Here is a 24436-nt window from a genome sequence, read left to right as displayed (position 1 = left end):
CAGACCATTGTTGCGAATTGTTCTACCTTTGTGGAAGATGAGTTCTATTATAATCGGAACGGATTAAGCGCAATGTCACCCTGAGCGCAGTCGAAGGGCTTGTGCAATGTTGCATGTACCCTTCGGCTGCGTCCAGGGTGACAATACCGCAACTATCAGGATGACAGAAACATAATCCATTTATTAACAGTAAAGTATTTTCAACTTAAATTCAAAAAATTCAATGACTGCAGAGCAATTGAAAGACTTGAAAGCCCGTGTAGAGGCTTTGGGGAGGTATCTTTGACTACGCTAACCGGAAACAACAGCTAGGACAACTTGAACAGCAGACTGTTCAACCAGAATTCTGGAACGATTCGACGCGTGCTGAAAAGGTGATGAGAGAAATCCGCGGTCTGAAATTCTGGACCAACGGATACGAAGAACTCGCCCGCCTGCGCGACGATCTGGACACGATCTGGGAATTTTATGAAGCCGACGAGGCCACCGAAGAAGAAGTGGACGAAGAAGGCAAAAAGCTCTCTGATAAACTGGACGAAATCGAGTTCAGAAAAATGATGGGAGAAGAAGGCGATGAACTGCCGGCCGTGATCGAGATCAATGCGGGAGCCGGTGGAACCGAGTCGCAGGACTGGGCCTCGATGCTCATGCGGATGTACATCATGTGGGCGGAAAAGAATGGCTACAAGGTTCGCCAGGTGGATTTGCAGGATGGCGATGTGGCCGGAGTGAAATCCGTGACCCTCGAAATTGACGGCGAATATGCCTATGGTAACCTGAAATCGGAAAATGGCGTCCACCGCCTCGTCCGCATTTCGCCGTTCGACTCGAATGCGCGCCGCCATACCTCGTTCACTTCCGTGTATGTGTACCCGCTCGCGGACGACAACATCGAGATCGACGTCAACCTGGCCGACATTACCTGGGATACCTACCGCTCAGGCGGCGCCGGGGGACAGAACGTCAACAAGGTGGAAACCGCGGTACGTCTGCATCACAAGCCTTCGGGCATTATCATCGCCTGCCAGCAGGAACGTTCGCAGCTCATGAACAAAGAGGTGGCGATCCGGTTGCTAAAATCGCGTTTGTACCAGATCGAGCTCGAAAAACGGAACTCGGCCCGCGCCGAAGTGGAAGCGTCCAAACGCAAAATCGAATGGGGCTCACAGATTCGCAGCTACGTGCTCGATGACCGCCGCGTCAAAGACCACCGGACGGATCATCAGACTTCGAACACCGATGCGGTTTTGAATGGTGAGATCAATGACTTTATCAAGGCTTATTTGATGGAATCGTAAAAGACTAGAATACCTCCAAGTAAATCGGGCTCTGACCCTGAGCTTGGAGGTTCTTCATTTTTGTGGTAACTTACTCATAAAAGCGTAAGATTATGAGCGATGTAGAATTGTTGAAAAAAGTCTCTGCTTTGCCTGAGAAGCTAAAAGACGAGGTTGATAATTATATCGACTTTCTTCTTCAAAAACACGCAGAGTCGGATGTTCCCAAAAAGCAACTTCGCTTTGGAATGATGAAAGGCACATTCGTAATGTCTGATGATTTCGATGAACCGCTAGACGACTTCAAAGAATATATGTAATGAAGTACATTTTAGATACACACACGTTAATCTGGTTCTTGGAAGGCAACGATAGTTTGTCAAAAACAGCCAGAAATATTATTGAAGAAACGGAAAGCCCAAAATACGCCAGCATTGCCTCAATTTGGGAGATTGCTATTAAAGTAAGTTTGGAAAAACTCAAACTCGCGAGAGCAATTGAAACGTTTCTGTTCGAATTGTCCCAAACGGACATTACTAGTCTGCCGGTCAAACTATCCCACACCCTCCGGCTGAGCAAACTCGAATTCTTTCACAAAGATCCTTTCGACCGCCTGATCATAGCACAAAGCCTTGAGGAAGGTTTTGAAGTGCTGACAAGAGACCCTAATTTCCCGGCTTACAATATAGTAACCCACTGGTAAAATTTGACGCACCAAATCCCACATACCAAACTAGGCTCCGGGCCGAACATTCTCCTCGCATTCCACGGAATCGGACAAGATGGCCCGGCTTGCTTCTCGGCTATCGAAAAGTTCCTTGGGCAACATTATACCATTTACGCATTCGACCTTCCCTTTCACGGCCAGAACAGCGGTGTGCCATTTGAGGTCGTTTCAAAAATAGCCTGGAAAGAAAGCATTCAATCTTTCCTCAACCAAAACCACATTACCCGTTTCGACATTAGCGGTTTCAGCATCGGCGGGCGCTTTGCGCTGGCTACACTGGAAGCCTTTGCTGAAAACATTGACAATGCATTCCTGATCGCGCCTGATGGCGTGTCCGAGCATCCCATGTACACACTGGCGACACGCGTTCCGCCCGCGAGGTGGATTTATGGCTGGCTCATGCGTCATCCCAGAATCTTTTTTTCCATCGTTCAGACAGCCCGTACATTGCAATTGGCGAGCAAGAGCCTTGTCCGGTTCACACAGCAGGTGATGAACACACCTGAAAAACGGCAAACTATTTATCAATCGTGGGTAGCATTTCGCAATCTAAGATTTGACATTCACGAACTTGCCAGAACAGCCAGCGCGAACGGCGTAAAAGTGCTTCTTTTTGTCGGTGTTTATGACAACTTGCTCAAACCACAGGCAGTCAGCAAGCTGGCCCGACTACTTCCCGCAGACCAATACATAGAACTTAAAAGCGGCCATACCCGGCTGGTTGAACATGCAGCCGCATGGATTTGCACTTTATTTAAGTAAATTGGGAAAACCTAATCCCGATTTATGGAGCAGACTTTACACAAAGACGATACCGGCTGGCGCCTCAAGGCAATTATCGGCGGCTCTGCCGGTAACCTCGTCGAATGGTACGACTGGTATGCCTACTCAGCCTTTTCACTCTATTTTGCCAATACCTTTTTCCCCGACTCCAATCCGACCGTACAGCTGATCAACACCGCAGGGATTTTCGCAGTAGGCTTTCTGATGCGGCCGATCGGAGGTTTCGTCTTTGGCAAACTTGCCGATAACAAGGGCCGAAAGGTCGCCATGACCATTTCCGTCCTGCTGATGTCATTCGGCTCTTTGCTCATTGCATTTCTGCCCGGTTATAACAGCATTGGCATTGCTGCACCTATTCTTTTGCTGATGGCCCGTTTACTTCAGGGGCTTAGTGTCGGAGGTGAGTATGGTACTTCGGCGACGTATCTCAGCGAGGTCGCAACCGAAGAGAGAAGGGGTTTCTTTTCTAGTTTTCAGTATGTGACCCTCATCGGCGGACAGCTCATCGCATTGGGTTTGCAGCTGATTTTACAAAACATCTTCCTCACCGACCAGCAAATGCACGATTGGGGCTGGCGCATCCCATTCGTCATCGGAGCATTGCTGTCCCTGGTTGCCTTATATCTCCGTGCACACCTGAATGAAACAGAAGCATTCCGGGCGAAGGATTTCAGGAAAAAAAAGGAAGGATCTTTGAAAGAATTGTTGAAACATCCCAGAGCGATATTAGTGGTTATCGGATTAACGTTGGGGGGAACCCTGGCCTTTTATACCTACACTACCTATATGCAAAAATTCCTGGTCAATACCGTGGGTCTGAGTAAATACCAGTCTACCATACTTACTTTTTGCTCTCTCCTTATTTTCGCATTGCTTCAGCCGGTTTTTGGTGCCATCAGCGATAGAATCGGACGAAAGCCCCTCCTGATTTCTTTTGGTGTGCTGGGAACCCTTTGCACCTACCCGTTGCTGAGCACGCTCAGCCACACCAAAGACATGTGGTCTGCGTTCGGACTGTTAATGGCCGCGTTGATCATCGTGAGCGGCTACACGTCGATTAATGCCGTCGTAAAAGCGGAATTGTTCCCGGTTGAAGTCCGGGCACTGGGCGTGGGGCTTCCCTATTCTCTCACTGTAGCGATATTCGGGGGAACCGCCGAGTACTTCGCACTTTGGGCCAAAAATCTCGGCCACGAAACCTGGTACTACTGGTATGTCACCTGTTGCATTTTCATTTCCCTGATTATCTATGTACGAATGGATGACACCAAACACACTTCATTGATTGAAAAGCACTGACCGGCACCTCCGAACCCTCTTGGGAATAATACATTTAGTCTTGACATAATCCTTTCAAATTCATATCTTTCTTCAAACCAAACTTTGTAGAAGTTATGAACATGATGGATCGAATCGAGCATTGGGGCGATACACACCATCCGGCCTGGATGGACATAGTTCGTATTGCTTTGGGAGTATTTTTGTTTGCAAAGGGTATCAGTTTTATCAGTGATACCACCAAGTTGTCTCATCTGGTTACAGGCCTGGACTTTCATTTGTACACAGTCACAGCCGTACACTACGTTGCATTTGCGCATATTTTTGGAGGGTTCCTGATTGCCATGGGCTGCCTCACCAGAATTGCATCCATCATTCAGGTGCCGATCCTGCTCACTGCCGTTTTCTTTGTAAATATCCGGATGGGATTTTCCTATCTCAATTCAGAGCTTTGGCTTTCGATGATCACGCTTATCCTGGTGGTTACCTTCGCTATCATCGGATCAGGACGGTATTCCATGGACCAATGGATGAAAACCCACGATCACTAATCAGGCCATTTCGGGTGCGGCTTTATAAAGATATTTTCTTTTGTATTCCAATGGTGTCATGTCGGTAACCTTCTTAAAGTGCCGGTAAAAATTGGATACATTGTTAAAACCGCACTCGAAACAAATCACCTCCGTAGCCATTTTGTCTTCAATCAGAAACCGGCAGGCCTGACTGATCCGGATCTCCACCAAAAAGTCGTTGTATGTCTTTTTAGTCATCAACTTGAAGTATCTGCAAAATGAAGTAATACCCAGGTTGGCAATCGAGGCCACATCCTGAAGAGAAATGTCGCTCCTGTAATTCGAAAGCGTGTAAGCGTAAATCTTGTTCAGCCGCAGTGTTTCGGCGTCGTTGGATTTGTAGAATGCATGGGCCGACGCAATCGTTTCATATTCCGTCGCTTCAGCGAGAATCTTCAGGATGGACAATAATGCAATCAGCCGCTCGAGGTTTTCAGCATCAACAGCCGAGTGCATCAGACGGATCACCTTCTCTCTCGCCTCACCCCGTATCAAAAGGCCCCTTTTCGCCCTTTCATAGAGTTTTGGAATCTGATAGGCTTCGGGCAGGAGCAGCAGCTCACTGCCGAGACAGTTGGGCAGGAAGTGAATGATAACGACCTCTACACCAACATTGCTTGAACCTTCTTCCACACGCCAGGTGTGCGGAAGGTTCTCTCCCAGCAATATCAATTCTCCGTCGGAAAAATTGCTGATGTTATCGCCGATGAACCGAACGCCCTTCCCTTTAACCAGGTAATGCAGTTCAAGCTCCGGATGATAGTGCCACACCGTTCCGAATCCGGAGCCTTTATCATGACGTATGCTGAATGAAGTCCTTGACGGAATCGGGACTTTATGAAAATGCGGTTTCATTTTAAATTAACGCTGGCAGGGTTTAGGTTGGCTGCCATTGCTCAATTTAAAAGAATTTTTTTTAATAATCCATCCTGTTCTGTGGACAAGATTTAAAAAAAGTACTATTTAATCGAGTAATACTAATATTACCTCCCCCTGCATACCGTTTTTCAACCGGCACGGAATGCGTGCATTCTGTCCAGATATTGCTTACGTGCCGCCGGGTCATTATACTTTTTCATCTGACCGAAAATCTGATCTTTCAGACTGGTAAATAAGTAAGATTGAAAATTACCGTTTGTATTCAAGTCGACCCGCTCATTCCAGATCTTTGTAAAAACATGATCTATTATACTTTCAGCCTCTTTTTCATCCTTTAACAGGACCGAGCAAAATTTGAATGCAGGGACATGAAAATACGAACGTAACTGAATAAATGCCGCTTCATCGCCCTGTATTACCTGCTGCAAAATTTGTTGATTGGGAAAAGTCATAGCTTTAAAAGTATAGGGTTTGAAACCAATCTGACTTATTTCAATGGTGTCACCAGCTGCTTTTTAAAGACACTGGGTATGCTGAGTTCGATCTGCAACTGATCAATCTGTTCCAGTAACAGATCCGCTTGGTCCTGCAAATCGGTGGTCAATTCCCCTACGTCTCTTCTTGTATAGGTCGAAATAGGGAAACCTCTTTTTTGCAGGCAGTATTTGGCGATGGTCGGGTAAGCCGTATGTACGATATCCATCGATTCTAAGAAAAATTTCTGCAACAGACCCACCTTTTCCCCGGCCTCCGGATTATCGTAGTTTTCGCAGATCCACACGATCAGTTCGGGGTAAATATTTCCCTGGATACATGATAACCCTGCTGCACCAGCCCGGAGCGATGCCACTGCATTCACCATGTAGGCATCGTACAATCCGAATCGGTATCCCTCCGCCACTTTGATCCTCCTGATCACTTCTTCCAGATCAAGGCAGGTGTCTTTGTGATAGATAATGCGGTTCGACGGCAGCAATTCAGCCAGAATTTCACTGTTAATCAATCTCTTATACGGAACAGGACATTCATAAAATCCTAATGGAATATCACCTGTCAGGCTGATTAGTTCCTTGGCCCGCTCCACAAATACCTCATCTGATTCGTCTTCATCCGCCAACAGGCCCGTTATCACTATCACAGCCTGCACACCGGTATCATATATACGTTTGACAAATTGCGCTTGCCCGGCAATCGGCCCGCCGAAGGTTCCAGTTGCCACCACGGGCACACGTCCCTGTACCTGATCTACGACCGTGCTAGTTACCCTCAATCGCTCATCCTCTGTCAGTTCATACATTTCGCTGGAAAGGCAATTTGCAAAAAGGCCGGCGGAACCTGCTTCAAGGTACAGCTCGGTCAGAGCCTTTAATCCCTCATAATCTACTTCTCCCGATTCGAGAAAGGGGGTTAGCATAACGGGAATAAATCCCTGAGGCAACGACATAGAGGAAGACGTTACAGATGACATCATAGTTAGATTATATTGCGTACGTGACTAATTCTACCAAATCAGCATTCTATGAAATAGAACCCGTTCTCACTTGCTATGCAAGAGCACCTCATTTTCGATGGGTTGCTTACGTCTGAACTTCGTCAGCAGCATTCCCGCCAAAAAGATCGTCAATGTCCCCACCACCATGATCATATTTTGGTGGAGCGGATTACGTAAATAGGAATAATGATCAGGAAGTTGAGTGGAGAAAGTCATCCAGATGATCACGATGATTCCGATCAGTGTTGCGGTGAGCGCTTCGGCATTACCGGTGCTTTTGGATATCATGCCTAGCAGAAACAACCCAAGCATTCCACCCGCAAAAATTCCGGAAAGCATCCACCATACATCCAGCACGCTCTTTACGCCGATCATCGCAATGCCAGTCACCATACCGAGTAAACCGAAAACGGTCGTGGCTATGTAAAGCAGGCGTAACGACTGCCCGGCGGTGAGGTCCTGCTTAACGTACTTTTGATAAATATCCACTGAAAAAACAGTTGCAGAAGCATTCATGCCTGAGCTGATGGTACTCATCGCTGCCGACATAATCGCCGCAATGATAAGTCCTAAAAGACCCACGGGAACTTTGGTGACCATAAAATGAGGCATTACTTTATCTCCGTAATCTGCCGGCGCCAGTGTAGCTGCCAGGTTTGTGACCGCCTCTGCCGTTCCGCCCGGCAGTTTTTCAGCAGCAACCTGCATTTTAATTGTTTGCAGAAGCTCAGGATTACCTTGATAGTAAGCGAATAAGCAGGTTCCCAATAAGAAAAATATCAGTGAAACGGGCACGTACAGATACACACACAGCCATACGGAGCGTGAGGCTTCCTTCGCAGACGAAGTGGTATGGTAGCGTTGCACATAATTCTGGTCCATCCCAAAATTGTTCAGGTTCATGAAAAACCCGTACAGAAAAATGACCCAAAAGGAGGCTGTCGTGAAGTCCGGCGCAAAAGTACCGAGACTGAACTTGTCATTAGCTTTCCCGATATCAATAATACCGGACATTCCGCCCGACACGCCATTTACAACGAGGTACAATATAATCAGCGCGCCAATGGTTTTAATTACTCCCTGCACAACCTCGGTCCAGATCACCGCCTCCATTCCACCCATTACGGTGTATAACACAATGCATATTCCAACTACGATCATGATCGTCGACATCGGATAGCCTGTTAATGCCTGAAGACTCAATGCGATACCGAAGAAAATAGAGCCCATCCGCGCAAGCTGGGTCAGGAGAAAGCATACCACGGCATAAGTTCTCGCCCATGGCCCGAAACGGTGTTCGAGGTGTGTGTAAGCTGATACTTCACCGGTGCCTCGGTAAAAAGGGATAAAGTATTTCGTAGCCACCCAGGCTGCGAACGGCATCGAAAGGCTGAAAACAAACGAACTCCAGTTACTGCCAAATGCCTTGCCAGGCACACCCAGAAAAGTATTGCTACTCAGAAACGTCGCGTAAATAGAAATACCGATGGCCCAACCGGGAATGCGGCCTGATGCCTTCGTGAATTGTTCGGCGTTGGTGTTCTTTCTGGAAAAATATATCCCTACCGCAACCATCCCTACGAGGTAGGCAATCACTATGACGAGATCAACGAATGGTAAGGATTTCATTCTACTTTTCGGGTAAGTATAACTTTACCACAAAGAAACAGGATGAAGTCTATGGTTTTGTGGCATTTTATATCCTATTATTGTACGATATTACCAAACGATCCGGGTCATTCCAAGATATTGTGCCTATGATTCTACCATATCTTTGTTTTTGAAGAAATAGCCGATCCCCAGCGTGGAAATAACGATCAATACGATAAGGATGATTTTAGTCGCCAATCCTTCATTCGGATGTTCGAGCAGATACCGGATATCCTGTGCTTCCTTACCAGCCCAAACAGCGAGCAATGTCCTCGGGATCATCCCCATCGTCCCGCCAGCAAGTACCTGTTTGAAACGCGCGCCGGCCATAGCGAAAAACAGATTGGTAATGGCAAATGGCAGCACGGGAGACAGTTTTGCAAAAAATATCAGTCTTAACTCATTCTTGTAAAACCTTCGTAAAAGCGTTGCTACCTGTGGGTAGACCTGTATCAGGTAATTCCGGACTGAGGCGGCATGGAGAAAATGAGCCGACACATATATGATGGCAATTGCACCAAGGTTGAGAGCGAAAAGCATCGGTAATGATGCCCATCCCAGAAAATAGCCATACACCAGCGCCAGAAAAGTGGGGGGTGTCAGCGCAGCGGCCGACGCAAGCGTCAGTATGAATGTAATACCCAGCCACCATTCGATGGGCATTGCACGCAACACCTTTTCATTGTTGATAGCCCACGCCGTCAGAATAGAGGTCGTCACCAATGGCACGATCGTCATCAATACACTTATGACGACCGGTAATGAAAATCTTTTTGGTGTCGACGTTTCCAAGGCTAGCGAACATTTATATATCACCTGAATAACCACTTGTCAGGTTAAAAGGTTTTTGTAATCTTGCTTTTGTAGACTAATATTTTCATGCCATGAGGGGACAAATTTTCACTCAGTTACATTCGTGCTAATTCATATCTTCCTGGCATTCCAAACCACAAAAAATGAAATTCGGAACCAAAGCAATACACGCCGGCGTCGGGCCTGATCCAAGTACCGGTGCCATTATGACGCCGATTTACCAGACCTCCACCTACGTCCAGGAAAGCCCCGGCAAGCATAAGGGGTACGAATATGCACGGACCCACAATCCAACCCGCACCGCATTGCAGCAGGCGCTGGCGGCGCTGGAAAACGGCAAGCACGGAATCTGCTACGCTTCCGGCCTCGCTGCCACCGACGCTGTACTCAAACTGTATCGCCCCGGGGATGAGATCATCGCCACCAATGATATTTACGGGGGTACCTATCGTCTGATGAAGCGCATTTTCGAGCCGCTCGGGCTCCATTTCAAGTTTGTCGATACGGGCAGTATCAGCGATATAACCGGTTTGATTTCAGATAAAACTAAAATGGTCTGGCTGGAAACCCCCACTAATCCGTTGCTGAAAATCATTGACATTGCAAAGATTACCCGCATTTGCCGCGAAAGAAACGTAGTTACGGTAGTAGATAACACTTTTGCTTCCCCTTACTTGCAGAATCCGTTGAATTTGGGAGCCGATGTGGTCATGCATTCTGTTACGAAATACCTCGGCGGGCATTCGGATACCATAATGGGCGCTCTCATTACCAGTGATGACGAACTGGCCCGGCAGTTGGCCTTTATCCAGAACGCAAGCGGGGCAGTACCCGGCCCACAGGATTGCTTTCTGGTGTTGCGCGGACTAAAAACACTTCACGTGCGCATGCAGCGACATTGCGAGAATGCGGCGAAAGTTGCCGATTGGCTCTCGGCCCACCCGAAAGTCGGGAAAGTGTACTACCCGGGTCTGAAAGATGATCCCGGCCACGAACTTGCCGCGAAACAGATGAGAGGTTTCGGCGGAATGCTGTCATTCGAGCTGAAAGGGGATGTTTATGAAGAAGCCATTCACACCATGGAACGACTTCGGATCTTTTCCCTTGGTGAGTCACTGGGTGGGGTCGAATCCCTCTGTGCGCACCCTGCGAGCATGTCCCACGCGAGCATACCCAAAGAAGAGCGCCTTAAAACAGGCTTGAAAGACACCCTGATTCGCCTCAGTGTTGGTATCGAGGATGTAGAAGATCTTATCAATGATTTGGCTGAGGCCATCGGAACCGAATAGCTGCAGCATTGCAATCAAGATACAAAACGCTTACTTTTGGAACCATTTTTGAAAGACACTAAAAACATATTTAATCAATGGAACTATCGGGAACAGTCATTGCTTTGCTGCCGGAAGTAAATGGCCAGGGGAAAAACGGAACATGGCGCAAACAGGAGTTTATCCTTGAAATACCTTCTCAGTACCCTAAAAAAGTATGTATATCCCTCTGGGGTGATAAGATTGACCAGGCTAACCTCCAGGTGAACGACTCGGTAACCGCTTCCATTGATGTGGAAAGTCGTGAGTATAATTCGCGCTGGTACACGGAGGTGAAAGCGTGGAAAGTGGAAAAAGCAGGAAGCGGCAATGCACCTCAACATGCTGGCGGAAATCCACTACCTCCCGTTACTACTTTCACCGAAGACGAGTCGGACGATCTTCCATTCTGATATCGACAACATTTCCACCGCCAGCCAACACCATGAATCATTGGATGCTTGTTTTTATCGGTGGCGGGCTCGGCAGTTTGGCGCGTTATGGAATCGCCCGGGCATTTTCTACCTGGCCGTCAATATTCCCATTCGGGACTTTGACGGCCAATATTCTGGCCTGCATCATACTCGGCACCTTCTCCGGATGGGCGATGCCTAAATCACCGGATCTGGTAACGACCGCCCGGTTGTTTATCGTGGTGGGGTTCTGCGGAGGTTTCAGTACCTTTTCGAGTTTCAGTAACGAAACCATCCAACTCTTTATTCACGACCGCTGGACAGAAGCGTCATTAAACGTCCTGATCAGTATTGTTGCCTGTTTTTCAGCAACCCTTTTGGGAATGTGGCTTGGTAAAACATTTCTCGCAGTATAGCGACTTAGCTCGACTGGTAAGCCATCGACATCGTAAACTTATCGATCATTTCCTGCGGATGTACCTCGAGGATACGAGCGAGTACCATGACGACCAATGTGTTGGAAGCGATTTTACGGGGAATTCCGGCAAATGTTGCGAAAAGGTCGACAGTCACTGATTCTTTTTCGTCGAGCAATTTCATCAGCTTTTCTTCCTTATCCCCATATTGAAAACTGATGTCCCGCTCGCCTCTGCCCCTCCGCATGATCTCTTTCATCTCACGGCTCGCCTGAATCGATTTATCGTCCACGCGAATGTATGCCTGCCGGTTACCGGTATCATCTACTACATAATGGGGTTTGTCAATGCTCCTGGGAATGGTCAGAACCAGCACATCGCGGTCGGGGCTGACGGCAACACGTTCCTTTTTAAAACTTATCCTGGGGAAAATGTACTTGTCGATGGCCCGGGAGAGTGTGAACTCATCCTCATCAGCATCTTTAAGTCCTTTTAATGTTTTATCGTCACCGACTCCTACCAGCAGCTTCCCACCACCCGAATTTGCGAACGCAACCACTTCTCGGACAATCTTCTCGGGATGATTGGATTTCAGTTTGAATTCCAGATGCTCACCCTCACCTTTCTTAACCAGCTCTTTCAACAATCGAAGCTCCATCGGGTTGGAATGGATAAATTCTGAGTTATGACTAAATCACTTTCGGTAACTTACCTCGCTCTCTTCTTTGTTAACGCTAACAATTTACATTCCTTTTGCCAGATAAAAAAAATAATGAGAAGCGAGTTACGCAAAAAACTGACCCGTATGCATAAAAAAACGGCACCGATAAAGTGCCGTTTGAGCTAGTATTCATCTTCATTAAAAAAGAAGTCGTCTTTCGTGGGATAGTCGGGCCAAATCTCCTCAATGCTTTCATAAGGCTGACCATCATCTTCAAGCTCCTGAAGGTTTTCAACTACTTCTAACGGAGCGCCTGTTCTGATTGCAAAGTCAATTAGCTCGTCTTTGGTAGCTGGCCAGGGAGCATCTTCAAGGTACGATGCGAGTTCGAGAGTCCAGTACATAATATTTTCGCCTATTAATGGTTACTTTACTTTTTTGCAAAAGTAAAAAATTTGATATCTTTTAAAAGCTTAAAGCAAAAAAAAAGAAAAATAATTGCCGGGCTGAAAAATTAATTTCATTATAATAATTAATTAGCTGATAATCAAAATATTAAAAGTCTAACGCACATTACAAAATTCTTTCGGGTCTGAAGTTCCGAAACATGGGCGCTTTAACCGGTCCGGGTATCAAACATTACAGGTTCAGTGTGCTGTCCTTATGACATCTCGTTCTTCTTTCGGGAAAAACCCTTAATTTCCCTCATCATTACAAATACCTTTATATGACTATTGAAATTTGCGCCTATTCACTAGAATCCTGTATTAATGCACAAGCAGGCGGCGCAGGCAGGATCGAACTTTGTGGCGGTCTCGGAGAGGGCGGTACTACCCCCAGTGCAGGGCTGATAGAGATTGTCAGAAACCATATCGACATCCCGCTTTTTGTCATGATCCGTCCACGCGGCGGTGACTTTGTCTATGACTTCTTTGAGGAAGAAATCATGCGAAAAGACATCGACCTGGCCAAGAAGATTGGAGTTAACGGTGTCGTGCTGGGGATTCTCACCCCCGATGGCCAAGTGGATGTCTCCAGAACGAAGGCATTGGTTGATTATGCAGCTCCGCTAAAAGTTACATTCCACAGGGCTTTTGATCTGACACCGGATCCGGTGAAGGCACTTAAAGATGTGATCGCTACCGGTGCGGAAAGAATTCTTACGTCAGGACAAAAGCCTTCGGCAATTCAGGCAACCGACTTGCTCACTAAGCTGGCAAACCAAGCGAATGGTTCCATTGAAATCATGGCGGGGGGCGGTGTAAATCACCACAATGCCGCCGAACTTATTGCTACCGGCGTCCATTCGTTACATCTCACTGCCAAGGCATTCCGGCCGGGCCGGCAGAAGTTCTTTCCCGACGGTATTTCGATGGCCGGCGAAATACCGGATGAACGTTCGGTTCTTTTTAGCGACCTGCGATTAGTGGAAGCCATTGTCCAGGTTGCTTCCGGGTCGAACTGATTACAAACAAGTGTCAACGTCCTCCCCATGAAGTTTATCAAGGCAATCCTATCTCTCGCAGTAACCGCCGGGCTGGTTTACGCCCTCGACAAGCCCTGGGGACCGGCTCCTGCACTGGGGCCCTTTTTAAGTCCGTTCACAGGCCTCTGGCAAAATGGGGAGAAGCCCGTGGACCCTAAAAGCAGGCAGGTCACGGAACTGGATAGCCTGAAAGGTGAGGTTACCATCCGCTTCGACGACTATGGCGTGCCGCATATCTTTGCCAAAAACGACTTCGACCTTTTTTATGCACAAGGCTATATTACCGCCAAAGACCGGCTCTGGCAAATGGATCTGCAGACACGGGCCGCGGCGGGAAGGCTTTCTGAAATACTGGGCCCGGCTACGCTCTCGATGGATCAGCAGAGTCGGCGATTGGGGATGGGGTACGGGGCTGAAGCAAATCTGAAAATAGCCATGAGCGACCCCCGCTCCCGCGAGGCCTTGCTTGGCTACACGGCAGGCGTCAATGCGTATATCCGCCAGCTCTCCCCTAAGGACTATCCGATTGAGTTCAAGTTACTGGGATATAAGCCGGAAACATGGAAACCGATTAACACCATGTATATGCTCGAACAGATGACCCTCACACTCGCGGGGCGATCCAACGAGTTCGCGATGACCAATGCATTGAAAAAATATGGAAGAGAAACGATTGCGCAGCTTTTCCCCGACTACCCGATGTTACAGGAAAGCCCCATTATCCCATCCGGAACGCCCTGGGATTTTCAGCGCCTTCCTATTCCCCGACCGATTCCGCCTATGGAAACCGGCGACAGTATTTCATTCATCAAAAAGTCCTCGAATGCATTATCCGAACGGCTTCCCAAAGAAGAAGGAATTGGCAGCAACAACTGGGCAGTAGGTGCTGAGAAATCGATCACCGGCTACCCGATCCTAGCCAACGATCCCCACCTCGAACTTTCGCTGCCCTCCATCTGGTATCAGGTACAACTGCATTCGCCGGATATGAATGTATGTGGCGTATCACTTCCCGGCATTCCAAGCGTGATCATCGGATTCAATCAGCAGGTAGCCTGGGGCGTTACCAATGTGGATGCGGATGTTTTTGATCTATATAAAATCAAATTCAAAAACGAGTACCGGAATTTCTACTGGCATGACAACCAATGGAAACCCACTCATAAGCGGGAGGAGATTATATATGTAAAAGGTCAGCTAAAACCGGTTCGCGAGCAGATCATCTATACGCATCACGGCCCTGTCACCGACTCGGATGGTTCCTCCGATATTCCCAACCTCGCAACTAAATGGATCGGGCACGAGCCGGGGAATAGCTTCATCACATTCTATGAACTCAACAAGGCGAAAACCTACGATGACTACCGGAAGGCTCTCTCGCATTATGTCGGCCCTGCCCAGAACTTCATTTTTGCCGATAATGAAAAGAATATCGCCATTACAGTCAATGGCAAACTGCCTCTGAAATATAAAGAACAAGGCAAGTTTCTGCTCGACGGCAGCTCGCCTTCTGACGATTGGAATGGCTGGGTTCCCGCCGAACAGAATCCATTTGTAAAAAACCCGCCGAGAGGCTTCGTCAGCAGCGCCAATCAGTCGTCTGCCGATACGACCTACCCCTATTACATCAACTGGAGCTTTGCACCCTCTGAAAGAGGAATTCGAATTAACGAACGCTTGCAAGCGATGACCAATGCCAATGCAGACAGCCTCCGGATGTTACAGAATGACAATTTCAGTGTACTGGCGCGTACTTTACTACCCAGGTTGCTGAGTATACTCGAAACACGCGCATTAACGCCCCGGCAAAAAGCTGCGCGTATATTGCTTTCCAACTGGGACTACCAGAATGCGCCCGAATCGGTAGCAGCGTCCATTTTCGAAACATGGTTTCCACTACTGGGTAAGGCAATATGGGCTGACGACTTTGACACGCCAGGCGCTCCCATGGAATACCCATCCCGTGACCGGACATTATACCTGATATTGAAGCAACCGGAAGCAAAATGGTTCGACAATCTCAATACAACAGAAAAAGAAACCCTACCCGACCTGGTGTACCAAAGCTTTAATGCTTCGCTCGACACGCTAACTGCTCACAAAGGCACCATGAGTCCTGAATGGCAGTGGTCGAAGGTAAAGGCAGCCGAGATCCGGCATCTGAGCCGCAGCATCAAGCCATTCAATGCGCCGCCGCTCACGACAGGCGGGGGGAGCAGCATCGTTAATGCAATTACAAAAAGAAAAGGACCTTCGTGGCGGATGGTTGTCGAGCTGGGGCCCACGCCGCGTGCTTATGGCATCTACCCCGGCGGACAGTCGGGCAATCCCGGAAGCCCCTACTATCTCAACTTATTGGAAAAATGGGAAAAGGGAGAACTTAATGAACTGATATTCCTGACATCGGCAGATCAGAAAATACCTCATCTGGCGTCGATCCTTGTTTTGAAAAAACGCTAACCCCCTCCTTTATGAAATTTATCCTGATAGCCATTTTATCCGTTATACTCCAGTTGTTCACACCCTGGTGGGTGATCGCCATCGTCCCCTTTGTGATCCTGCTCTGGCAACCTTCCAGAACGGGGGAAGCATTCTGGGTCGGCTTTGGAGGCATCGCTGTTCCCTGGCTGATTTATGGCTATTACCAGCATTTTATCTCTGATGGCGCCATGTCCGACAGGGTTGCCAAGATCTTTATGCTGCCCAACGGCATCCTGTTGCTGGTCATTACAGCAGTGATAAGCGGGCTGATAGGCGGCTTTTCCGGCCTGACCGGGCGATGGATCCGGGAGATCTTCCGGCAAAACCCGCTCCCGCTCTCGGGACGCACTTCATGAACCTGTTGAGTGCCCCACTTATTCATTGTACTTAAACACAAATCATTATCTTTGCGGCTCGTTCAAAAACAATAAAACCTTAAAAATCCGTGAACAACAATACTTCATTGATCTGGAACATCGTTCTTTCGCTTGCCGTAGCGGTGTTATTTTTCCTACATTTCTCAAGCAAGTCGTCAACAGAATCAGGTGCAGCCGCAGATGGTGCAGTAGTAGCGGGTCGCCGCACTGTTTACGTTCAGGTGGATTCTCTTTTGAAAAACTACGATTTCTTCAAAGACACCAGAAAAGAGCTTGAAAACAAAAACTTCCAGCTGGAAAACGAGCTGACTACCAAAGGACGTTCCCTGCAAAACGAAGTCGCTTTTTTTCAGCAAAAAGCACAAACCATGACGCCTGAGCAAGCCCGCTCTACGGAGGCACAACTCATGAAAAAACAACAGGATCTGATGGCTTATCGCGATCAGTCAGCTCAGGCTCTGGGACAGGAGGAAGCGAAAAAGAACGAAGAGCTGTACAAGAACATCCGCGCTTATATCGATAAATACAATAAGGAGAATGGATACGAATACGTATTAGGTTATTCCCTGGGTGGCGGTATCCTTTTTGCGAACCCTTCTCTGGACGTAACCCAAAAGATCATCGACGGTCTGAACAAAGAATATAAAAATTCAGGTAAACCGGCCCCTGCTGATACTACGGCGAAGAAATAATCTTTCGTTAATCTGAAATATCAAAAACAGCGAAGCAGACGGCCTTTTGACCATCTGCTTCGCTGTTTTGTATAAACTGATTTTACACAATTTCAATGTTCCTCTACCTTTCTATTTTGAGCTGATCATTCTGCCTGAAAATTCATAGAACTCCTCGTCGTCAAGGCTGAGTGGTCTGTATCTCAATCCTCATATCCGTGTTGTTGCGTCCTTGCCAATACAGTATAAACATTTTGAAATATTAACTGATTCAAGGTCTGCACCAAACAAAAACAGAGGCAGCCGGTTGCCCGGCTGCCTCTGTACATAATATTGCTATATCCTAAACTGCGGAAGAAGAGAACTTCGCGCCAATATACTCGCGGTTCATGCGCGCGATGTTTTCCAGACTGATCTCCTTAGGGCATTCCGCTGAGCACGCGCCGGTGTTGGTACATGCCCCAAAACCTTCCGCGTCCATCTGAGCGACCATTTTCTCGGCACGGATGCTGCGTTCTGCCTGTCCTTGCGGCAGCAATGCGAGCTGGGAAATTTTTGCTGATACAAACAGCATCGCTGAAGCATTCTTACAAGCCGCCACACAAGCGCCGCATCCGATACAAGCCGCCGCCGCAAAAGCGTCATCAGCAGCCTCCTTAGCGATAGGTAGTGCATTCGCATCCTGCGCATTACCGGTATTGACTGAAACAAAACCACCGGCAGAAATGACGCGATCGAACGCATCGCGATCCACTACGAGGTCTTTGATTACCGGGAAAGCAGACGCTCTCCAGGGCTCAACGACGATGGTATCTCCGTCCTTGAATGACCGCATATGGAGCTGGCAGGTTGTTACGCCACGCAGCGGACCATGCGGACGGCCATTGATGTACATCGAACAGGCCCCGCAAATCCCTTCACGGCAATCGTGATCGAACGACACAGGTTCCTTTCCCTCCTCGATGAGTTGCTCATTCAATACATCGAACATTTCAAGAAACGACATGTCAGGAGAGACGTGATCCAACTTGTAGTTTTCAAACCCTCCTGCTGCATCTTTATTACTTTGTCTCCATACTTTCAGCGACAAACTCATATTTCCTTCCATACCTATATTCTTTATTACTGATATTACTTTTTCTTATAAACTAAAAATTCACTGTCGTAAGCTAAATAATTCCTGCCGTACACATTCAGCTCTTTCAGCTGCTCTTTCTGGCTGAAAGTACGGGCTAACTCGTAACCACGGGCAAATACCTCGGCTTCCTCTCCCGTCGCCTTCCCGAGATCCCAGGGCCTGAAAACCACCCAATTCGGTTGCAGGTAGTTGATCAGCGCCACATAAGATTCCGTTTTCAGCTTCTTGCGGGCATTAATCACCGCCGTGTTACAGAGTCCCGGGTAATCATACATCGTCAGTTCCGAATAGAAGCCAATGTAACCCAGCGGTTCCAGGAAGACTGTCTCTTCCTTCGACTTTGATTCTTCTTTAAGCCAAAGCCCTATTTTTTTTCTCAATCCATTCTCGATAACCTCCTGCTGCGATTTCATTTGCAGCAAACCGCCCGTATACACCCAAATCTGCATGACGAGGATTACACTTAACGCACTCACTGCGACCAGGCTCCTGCGACCTTCGAGTATCCCGCTTCTTACCGGCTGCGCTACCGCACAACCCAGCGCAACCAGCGCGATCACCATCACCGCCGGAATATACCATGGATAAATGGTCGGTGAAAAGATATTCAAATAGGATGCCACCAGAAATGCTGCAAACGAGAGGAACCTCGCATTGGCATTGATCTTTGGCACAACCCAAAGAAACACTGCTATATATGTAATACACTTTAAAACAAACAATAACACAACCGGCCAGCTTTCAAAATAGTAATAGGCCGGCGCGAAAATCCACAGGAATGGCGCCTCGTTCGAAACCAGCCCCATGAATACCGACTGCACATAATGCAATGCACGATCGGCGATACTGCCCAGTGTGAGTGTAAAGCCCTTTGCCAGGATCGTGTTCGGAACCGGGTTTCCGTAATACCACCACGCAAAAAGTATCCACGGCAGGTAAAAAAGAATCCCCAATATCCCACTCCGAAAAAACAGCCCAATATAACGCCAGGAGCCGTTTCTGAATAACAAATACCCCAGCAACAGGGAGCCGATATGGATAAATGCGTCCGGGCGGCTCCACATTAAAAAGGCGAATATTGCACCCAGCTTCACTGGCTCCGGCGGAGTGGTCTTAAACAGCTCACTCATCAACAGCACAACTCCCAGCAGCATGAACGCCGTTTCCATCCCGTTGATACTGTAATCAATGCTCTTTTCATCAAATATCAGCGCCAGCGCTACGAGCAGTGCAGCCCACGCAGGCGCTTTCACAGTATCGCGGAAAAGATCAAAGACCAGCTTCACCACTACGCCTATCAACAGCATGTTGATAAAGCGGAATGACCAGATCACCGCTTCATCGTCCCTTGTTATGAAATTCAGGAGTGCCGGTATCAGCGTGCCCAGAGGCGACGTGAACGAATGCACCCGTTCATTCAAATTAAAGGTGAACCCTAGTCCCTCCGATAAATTTTTCGACGCCCTGAAAGTAATATACCAGTCTTCCCAACGGTGGTCGGTAAATAATGCAAAAAACAATGCTGATCCGGCGCCTAGGGCGAAAACGAACCACGAAATGATTCTCTGGGCAGGGTATGCCATTTATTTTATGATAGAGGTGTATAATTTCAAATGATGCGGCAACAAAAGTTACCGCATCAGCAATTCAGCGCTGCTTACTTATAGCTCCGCTGTGCAATCTTGATATTTTCGTAAACGAGTTCCTCCTTATGAAGTTCCCATTCTTCGGTTCCTTTGCTCTCCCAGGCAGACACAAACATGTAATTCTCATCATCCCGCAATGCCTCCCCTTCTTCTGTCTGATATTCTTCCCGGAAATGTCCGCCGCATGATTCGTTACGTGTCAAGGCATCGAGGCACATCAGCTCACCCAGTTCGATGAAGTCTGCCACACGATTGGCCTTATCCAGTTCAGGATTGAAATAAGTAGCAGTACCCATCACTTTTACATCCGACCAGAACTCTTTTCTCAGTTCACGGATCTCAAGGATCGCTTCCTTCAAACCTTTCTCATTACGCGCCATACCGCATTTGTCCCACATGATCTTACCAAGGCGGCGATGGAAAAGCTCCGGTGATGTTTTGCCCTGAATGCTCAGCAGCTTCTCGATACGGCCTCTTACCTCCTCTTCGGTTTTCACAAATGCCTCATGGTCTGTCGAGATCTTTCCGGTACGGATCTCGTTCGCCAGATAAGCTCCGATAGTGTAAGGGATCACGAAATATCCGTCGGCTAACCCTTGCATCAGCGCAGAAGCACCCAAACGGTTGGCTCCGTGATCAGAGAAGTTTGCTTCACCCAATGAATACAAGCCCGGAACGGTTGTCATGAGGTTATAGTCAACCCAAAGACCGCCCATGGTGTAGTGTACCGCAGGATAGATACGCATAGGCACTTCGTAGGGATCCTCTCCGGTGATTTGCTTATACATATCAAAAAGGTTACCGTACTTTTCCTTCACAACAGCCTTACCCCACGCAGTAATGTCTGCATCGGACGCATTGTGAATATTGTTCTTATTGGCTTCTCCCCGCCCGTAGCGTTCTACCGCAGCAGCGAAGTCGAGATAAACCGCCAGTTTAGAACTTCCTACACCATATCCCGCATCACAGCGCTCTTTGGCTGCGCGCGACGCGATGTCACGCGGAACAAGGTTACCAAACGCAGGATAGCGGCGTTCCAGGTAATAGTCACGCTCTTCTTCCGGAATTTCATTGCCCGGACGATTGTCATTCTGCTTTTTCGGAACCCAGATACGTCCGTCGTTTCGAAGCGATTCCGACATCAGGGTTAATTTCGACTGGTGCTCTCCGGACACGGGAATACAGGTCGGGTGGATTTGTGTAAAGCATGGGTTGCCAAAAAAAGCTCCCCGCTTGTGCGCCTTCCATGCCGCCGTTACGTTGCTACCCATCGCGTTGGTCGACAGGTAAAACACGTTTCCGTAGCCACCCGTGCAAAGCAATACCGCATGTCCTCCGTGTCTTTCCAACTCACCGGTAATGAGGTTACGGGCAATAATACCCCGGCATTTGCCATCAATATTAACGATATCGAGCATTTCGTGGCGATTGTACATCTTCACGGTACCCATACCTACCTGGCGCTGTAAACCGGAATAAGCACCGAGTAACAACTGCTGGCCGGTCTGTCCCGCCGCGTAGAAAGTGCGCTGTACCTGGGTTCCACCGAATGAACGGTTGGATAACAAGCCGCCGTACTCACGCGCGAACGGTACCCCCGCAGCTACACATTGGTCGATAATGTTACCGGAAACCTCCGAAAGGCGATGCACATTGGCCTCACGAGCCCGATAATCCCCTCCTTTTATTGTATCATAAAAAAGACGGTAAACCGAGTCACCGTCATTTTGGTAATTTTTAGCAGCGTTGATTCCACCTTGGGCTGCAATCGAGTGCGCACGGCGTGGAGAATCCTGGAAACAGAATGCTTTGACCTTGTAACCGAGTTCCGCCAGCGTAGCCGCCGCAGAAGCACCTGCAAGACCGGTGCCGACCACGATGATTTCCAGACTACGTTTGTTGGCAGGGTTTACAAGCGGTACGGAAGAGCGGTATTTGCTCCATTTACTTTCCAGCGGTCCTTGTGGTATTTTGGCATCCAGACGAGATGAAGTTGCCATATATCAGATATTATTTAATCAGAAATTTAAAAATGAAACTTTGACGGGGCCTAGTTAACCCAGCCGAGATAGATTGAAAGCGGCATCAATGCAAACAGGAGCGGAACAATAATCGAAAACGCGGTTCCGATAAACGAAATGGCTCCGTTGTATTTGATGTGGTTCAATCCCAACGACTGAAATGCGCTTTTGAACCCATGCAGCAGATGCCAGAAAAGGGAAACGCAACCCAAAATGTAGATGATCACCACCACCGGGTTCTGGAATGTTTCGAGCATCATCTGGTACAGGTTCAGTTCTTCACCCGTGGCAAACTGATTGGATCGGTTCGGAATCCAGAAATGCGAAGTATGAATGACGAGGAAAATCAGAAGCAAGGTGCCGAGCAACCCCATGCTGCGGGAATACCAGGTACTGTTGGCTGCGGCATTATTGACGGCATACTTTACCGGACGGGCGTCGCGGTTATTTTTCCAAAGCAGCAAACCATCGATAATATGAAGCAGGAATCCCGCTACCAGGCCGATTTCGAGTGTACGTATAATAGGGTTGGTACCCATAAAATGTCCCCAGTGGGAAAAAGTCTCTCCGCCATCATTGTAAAAAATCATGGCATTGATGGTGGCATGAATCACCAGAAAGCTTATTAAAAAAAGTCCGGTAAGAGCCATCAGGAGTTTTTTACCGATAGAGCTCGTTAACGTTTGTGAAAACCACGACATAATCGAAACGAATGGTTTTAGTGCAAAAAAATGAGGTATATTTAGAACCTTTCAAAGGTATATCACAAACGTATGCTAGGCAAAAATTCCTTTCATTTTTGCAAACCGCGCAGTCTATTTATAATCATTATTAAGAATTATTTAGACTGATTAGCATCTGTTCCGGAAACGTGCTGGTACACACCACTTATATTGCATCGATGTAACCGGCTTATACACATTTTTGACGTCCAATTTCGTTGAGTAGCTATCGACAAGACTACCAACTGTTCAACTCATGCGTTTACATATACCCGTCCTGACTCAGATTGTTCTTCTTTTCCTTTTTGTGTCACTCACCGACGCCATGGCCACGCATTTCCGCGCTGGCGAAATCACGGCAAAACGTATTTCCTCCCTGACCTACGAAATTAAGCTCTCGGCCTATTTCGACGTGTCTCCGAGAGGCATCGACGCTGCCAATTCCGCTAACTTTGTGGACTTCTACTTTGGGAGTGAAGGCCCGTTCAAGGTGGCCAGGATACCATCCAGCGTTCGCAATATCGGTAACAGCACTACGTACAATGAGTACACCACAACATTCACCTTCCCGGCAGCCGGCAAATACCAGATATCTGTACGGATGGAAAACAGAAATGCTAACACGCTGAATCTCAACAATGGCATAGGCACAGACGGTCTAAACTTTTATGTGCATTCAATTCTGGAGATCAATCCTACATTGGGACCTAATCAAACACCTGTTCTATTAAATCCACCCATAGACCTGGCTGCCGTAGGACAACGCTATATTCATAATCCCAACGCGTTCGACGCCGACGGCGATAGTTTGTCTTATAAAATGTATATTCCTCAACAAAGTATAGGCGGCGGAAAAGGGCAGAACATTCCCTATCAGGATCCAAATTTTATCGGTGCCCCGGGCCAAACCGAAGCTGGTGCTTCTCCCGCCACTTTCAGCATTAATCGTTTAACTGGCGACATTGTGTGGGACGCCCCCGCCAGGGCAGGACAATACAACATTGCATTTGTCGTGGAGGAATGGCGGGATGGTGTGCTCATTGGCCAGATTATCCGGGACATGCAAATTCTGGTCGGCGACGCGCGCAACGACCGGCCATTAATGCAGCCCCTGCCCGATATCTGCGTTGAAGCAGGTACCCTCATCAACCAGCCCGTCACAGCCACCGATAAAAACGGCGACAAGCTCAATCTCACCTCCACAGGCGGTGTCTACCAAAGTTCGCTCGTTGCTCCGGCCCTGGCCAAATTCACCGTCGCACAGCAAGGAACACAAGGGACCGTCTCTGGCGTCTTCTCATGGCAGACTTCCTGCAACCATATCAGGCTCGAACCCTATGACGTGCTGTTCAAAGTCGAGGATGCACCAGGACCCAATGTCCCCAACCCCTCTTTGTTCCGCAAGCTCGTCGATATGACAACCCTGAGCATCAAGGTATATGGCCCCAAACCCACAGGACTCAGGGCTACCGCTGCAACTGACCCCGCAGGCACCGCTTACCGCCTCAACTGGGATGCCTACAAATGCCAGGTCGCAGGTGCCAAAATCGCTGTTTACAGGGCTGAAAAATGTACCGATATACCCGAAGACGTATGTATCACAGGCATTCCGCCAGGATCAGGCTA

24 protein-coding genes and 1 pseudogene are annotated in these 24436 nt (G+C 48.1%); 14 read left to right on the top strand and 11 right to left on the bottom strand.

Annotated features, from left to right (window positions below; all coding sequences use genetic code 11):
* Positions 1–223 precede the first annotated feature (223 nt).
* The 6 genes from prfB (at position 224) to BP71_RS30940 (ending at position 4616) form a co-directional block, all read left to right on the top strand.
* Positions 224–1298, top strand: a protein-coding gene (gene prfB, locus BP71_RS30965; protein WP_496385499.1) for a peptide chain release factor 2 whose coding sequence is annotated in 2 segments (ribosomal slippage) — positions 224–283 and positions 285–1298 — 1074 coding nt in all. Because the reading frame shifts where the segments join, the coding sequence is not laid out codon by codon here.
* A gap of 92 nt (positions 1299–1390) precedes the next feature.
* The gene (gene vapB / locus BP71_RS30960) at positions 1391–1597 is read left to right on the top strand and encodes a type II toxin-antitoxin system VapB family antitoxin (RefSeq protein ID WP_496385498.1); all 207 of its coding nucleotides are present in this window, start codon (positions 1391–1393) and stop codon (positions 1595–1597) included.
* On the top strand, positions 1597–1980 hold the full coding sequence (locus tag BP71_RS30955; RefSeq protein WP_496385497.1) for a type II toxin-antitoxin system VapC family toxin: 384 nt from the start codon (positions 1597–1599) through the stop codon (positions 1978–1980). Before vapB ends, BP71_RS30955 begins: the two co-directional genes overlap by 1 nt.
* Before the next feature lie 3 nt (positions 1981–1983).
* Positions 1984–2766 (top strand): alpha/beta fold hydrolase, encoded by a 783-nt coding sequence (locus tag BP71_RS30950; protein ID WP_496385496.1) that lies wholly within the window; start codon positions 1984–1986, stop codon positions 2764–2766.
* A 24-nt stretch (positions 2767–2790) separates the two neighbouring features.
* Entirely contained in the window at positions 2791–4086 is a 1296-nt protein-coding gene (locus BP71_RS30945) for an MFS transporter (protein ID WP_496385495.1), read from the top strand.
* A 95-nt stretch (positions 4087–4181) separates the two neighbouring features.
* Positions 4182–4616 carry a DoxX family protein gene (locus BP71_RS30940; protein ID WP_496385494.1) on the top strand — a complete coding sequence of 145 codons (435 nt, stop codon included), beginning with the start codon at positions 4182–4184 and terminating at the stop codon, positions 4614–4616.
* Here the strand turns inward: BP71_RS30940 and BP71_RS30935 are convergent, their stop codons facing one another.
* The 5 genes from BP71_RS30935 to BP71_RS30915 all read right to left on the bottom strand — a co-directional run bounded on the left by BP71_RS30935 (position 4617) and on the right by BP71_RS30915 (position 9450).
* Positions 4617–5492, bottom strand: a complete 876-nt coding sequence (locus BP71_RS30935; protein WP_496385493.1) for an AraC family transcriptional regulator — start codon at positions 5490–5492, stop codon at positions 4617–4619. It abuts the gene before it with no gap.
* A gap of 152 nt (positions 5493–5644) precedes the next feature.
* Positions 5645–5944: an RNA polymerase sigma factor gene (locus BP71_RS30930; protein ID WP_496385492.1), complete on the bottom strand. Its 300-nt coding sequence runs from the start codon at positions 5942–5944 to the stop codon at positions 5645–5647.
* A 59-nt stretch (positions 5945–6003) separates the two neighbouring features.
* On the bottom strand, positions 6004–6984 hold the full coding sequence (locus BP71_RS30925) for a dihydrodipicolinate synthase family protein (protein WP_496385769.1): 981 nt from the start codon (positions 6982–6984) through the stop codon (positions 6004–6006).
* Between the two features lie 69 nt (positions 6985–7053).
* Positions 7054–8637: a sodium:solute symporter family protein gene (locus BP71_RS30920; RefSeq protein ID WP_496385491.1), complete on the bottom strand. Its 1584-nt coding sequence runs from the start codon at positions 8635–8637 to the stop codon at positions 7054–7056.
* 126 nt (positions 8638–8763) lie between these two features.
* Positions 8764–9450, bottom strand: a complete 687-nt coding sequence (locus BP71_RS30915; protein ID WP_496385490.1) for a TVP38/TMEM64 family protein — start codon at positions 9448–9450, stop codon at positions 8764–8766.
* 164 nt (positions 9451–9614) lie between these two features.
* Here BP71_RS30915 and BP71_RS30910 point away from each other — a divergent pair, with 164 nt between their 5' ends.
* The 3 genes from BP71_RS30910 (at position 9615) to crcB (ending at position 11607) form a co-directional block, all read left to right on the top strand.
* Positions 9615–10760 (top strand): cystathionine gamma-synthase, encoded by a 1146-nt coding sequence (locus BP71_RS30910; RefSeq protein ID WP_496385489.1) that lies wholly within the window; start codon positions 9615–9617, stop codon positions 10758–10760.
* A 77-nt stretch (positions 10761–10837) separates the two neighbouring features.
* Positions 10838–11191, top strand: a complete 354-nt coding sequence (locus BP71_RS30905; protein ID WP_496385488.1) for a DUF3127 domain-containing protein — start codon at positions 10838–10840, stop codon at positions 11189–11191.
* A 32-nt stretch (positions 11192–11223) separates the two neighbouring features.
* Positions 11224–11607, top strand: coding sequence for a fluoride efflux transporter CrcB (gene crcB, locus BP71_RS30900; RefSeq protein WP_496385487.1), 384 nt, complete (start codon positions 11224–11226; stop codon positions 11605–11607).
* 4 nt (positions 11608–11611) lie between these two features.
* On the opposite strand, the gene BP71_RS30895 is transcribed toward crcB, so the two are convergent.
* Together BP71_RS30895 and BP71_RS30890 are read right to left on the bottom strand one after the other, a co-directional pair.
* Positions 11612–12265: an AlbA family DNA-binding domain-containing protein gene (locus BP71_RS30895; RefSeq protein ID WP_496385486.1), complete on the bottom strand. Its 654-nt coding sequence runs from the start codon at positions 12263–12265 to the stop codon at positions 11612–11614.
* A gap of 185 nt (positions 12266–12450) precedes the next feature.
* Positions 12451–12672, bottom strand: coding sequence for a DUF2795 domain-containing protein (locus tag BP71_RS30890; RefSeq protein WP_013927448.1), 222 nt, complete (start codon positions 12670–12672; stop codon positions 12451–12453).
* Between the two features lie 323 nt (positions 12673–12995).
* On the opposite strand from BP71_RS30890, the gene BP71_RS30885 reads away from it, so the two are divergent.
* The 4 genes from BP71_RS30885 to BP71_RS30870 all read left to right on the top strand — a co-directional run bounded on the left by BP71_RS30885 (position 12996) and on the right by BP71_RS30870 (position 17304).
* Positions 12996–13733, top strand: a complete 738-nt coding sequence (locus BP71_RS30885; RefSeq protein ID WP_496385485.1) for a copper homeostasis protein CutC — start codon at positions 12996–12998, stop codon at positions 13731–13733.
* 27 nt (positions 13734–13760) lie between these two features.
* Entirely contained in the window at positions 13761–16214 is a 2454-nt protein-coding gene (locus tag BP71_RS30880) for a penicillin acylase family protein (protein WP_496385484.1), read from the top strand.
* 11 nt (positions 16215–16225) lie between these two features.
* Positions 16226–16591, top strand: a complete 366-nt coding sequence (locus tag BP71_RS30875; RefSeq protein WP_496385483.1) for a hypothetical protein — start codon at positions 16226–16228, stop codon at positions 16589–16591.
* A gap of 89 nt (positions 16592–16680) precedes the next feature.
* Positions 16681–17304: an OmpH/Skp family outer membrane protein gene (locus tag BP71_RS30870; RefSeq protein ID WP_496385481.1), complete on the top strand. Its 624-nt coding sequence runs from the start codon at positions 16681–16683 to the stop codon at positions 17302–17304.
* Between the two features lie 322 nt (positions 17305–17626).
* Here the strand turns inward: BP71_RS30870 and BP71_RS30865 are convergent, their stop codons facing one another.
* From BP71_RS30865 to BP71_RS30850, 4 genes are all read right to left on the bottom strand, one after another.
* Positions 17627–18379, bottom strand: a complete 753-nt coding sequence (locus BP71_RS30865) for a succinate dehydrogenase/fumarate reductase iron-sulfur subunit (RefSeq protein WP_295934177.1) — start codon at positions 18377–18379, stop codon at positions 17627–17629.
* A gap of 35 nt (positions 18380–18414) precedes the next feature.
* Entirely contained in the window at positions 18415–20004 is a 1590-nt protein-coding gene (locus BP71_RS30860) for a DUF8728 domain-containing protein (protein ID WP_496385480.1), read from the bottom strand.
* A gap of 74 nt (positions 20005–20078) precedes the next feature.
* The gene (locus tag BP71_RS30855) at positions 20079–22067 is read right to left on the bottom strand and encodes a fumarate reductase/succinate dehydrogenase flavoprotein subunit (RefSeq protein ID WP_496385479.1); all 1989 of its coding nucleotides are present in this window, start codon (positions 22065–22067) and stop codon (positions 20079–20081) included.
* Positions 22068–22117: 50 nt separating this feature from the next.
* Positions 22118–22789 carry a succinate dehydrogenase cytochrome b subunit gene (locus tag BP71_RS30850; RefSeq protein WP_496385478.1) on the bottom strand — a complete coding sequence of 224 codons (672 nt, stop codon included), beginning with the start codon at positions 22787–22789 and terminating at the stop codon, positions 22118–22120.
* Between the two features lie 277 nt (positions 22790–23066).
* On the opposite strand from BP71_RS30850, the pseudogene BP71_RS30845 reads away from it, so the two are divergent.
* Positions 23067–24436 (top strand): annotated as a pseudogene (locus tag BP71_RS30845) (gliding motility-associated C-terminal domain-containing protein); the annotation flags it as partial.

Source organism: Dyadobacter ginsengisoli DSM 21015 (assembly GCF_059568735.1).
Note: the sequence above shows the minus strand (reverse complement) of the source record. Positions and strands in the feature narration are given on the sequence as shown.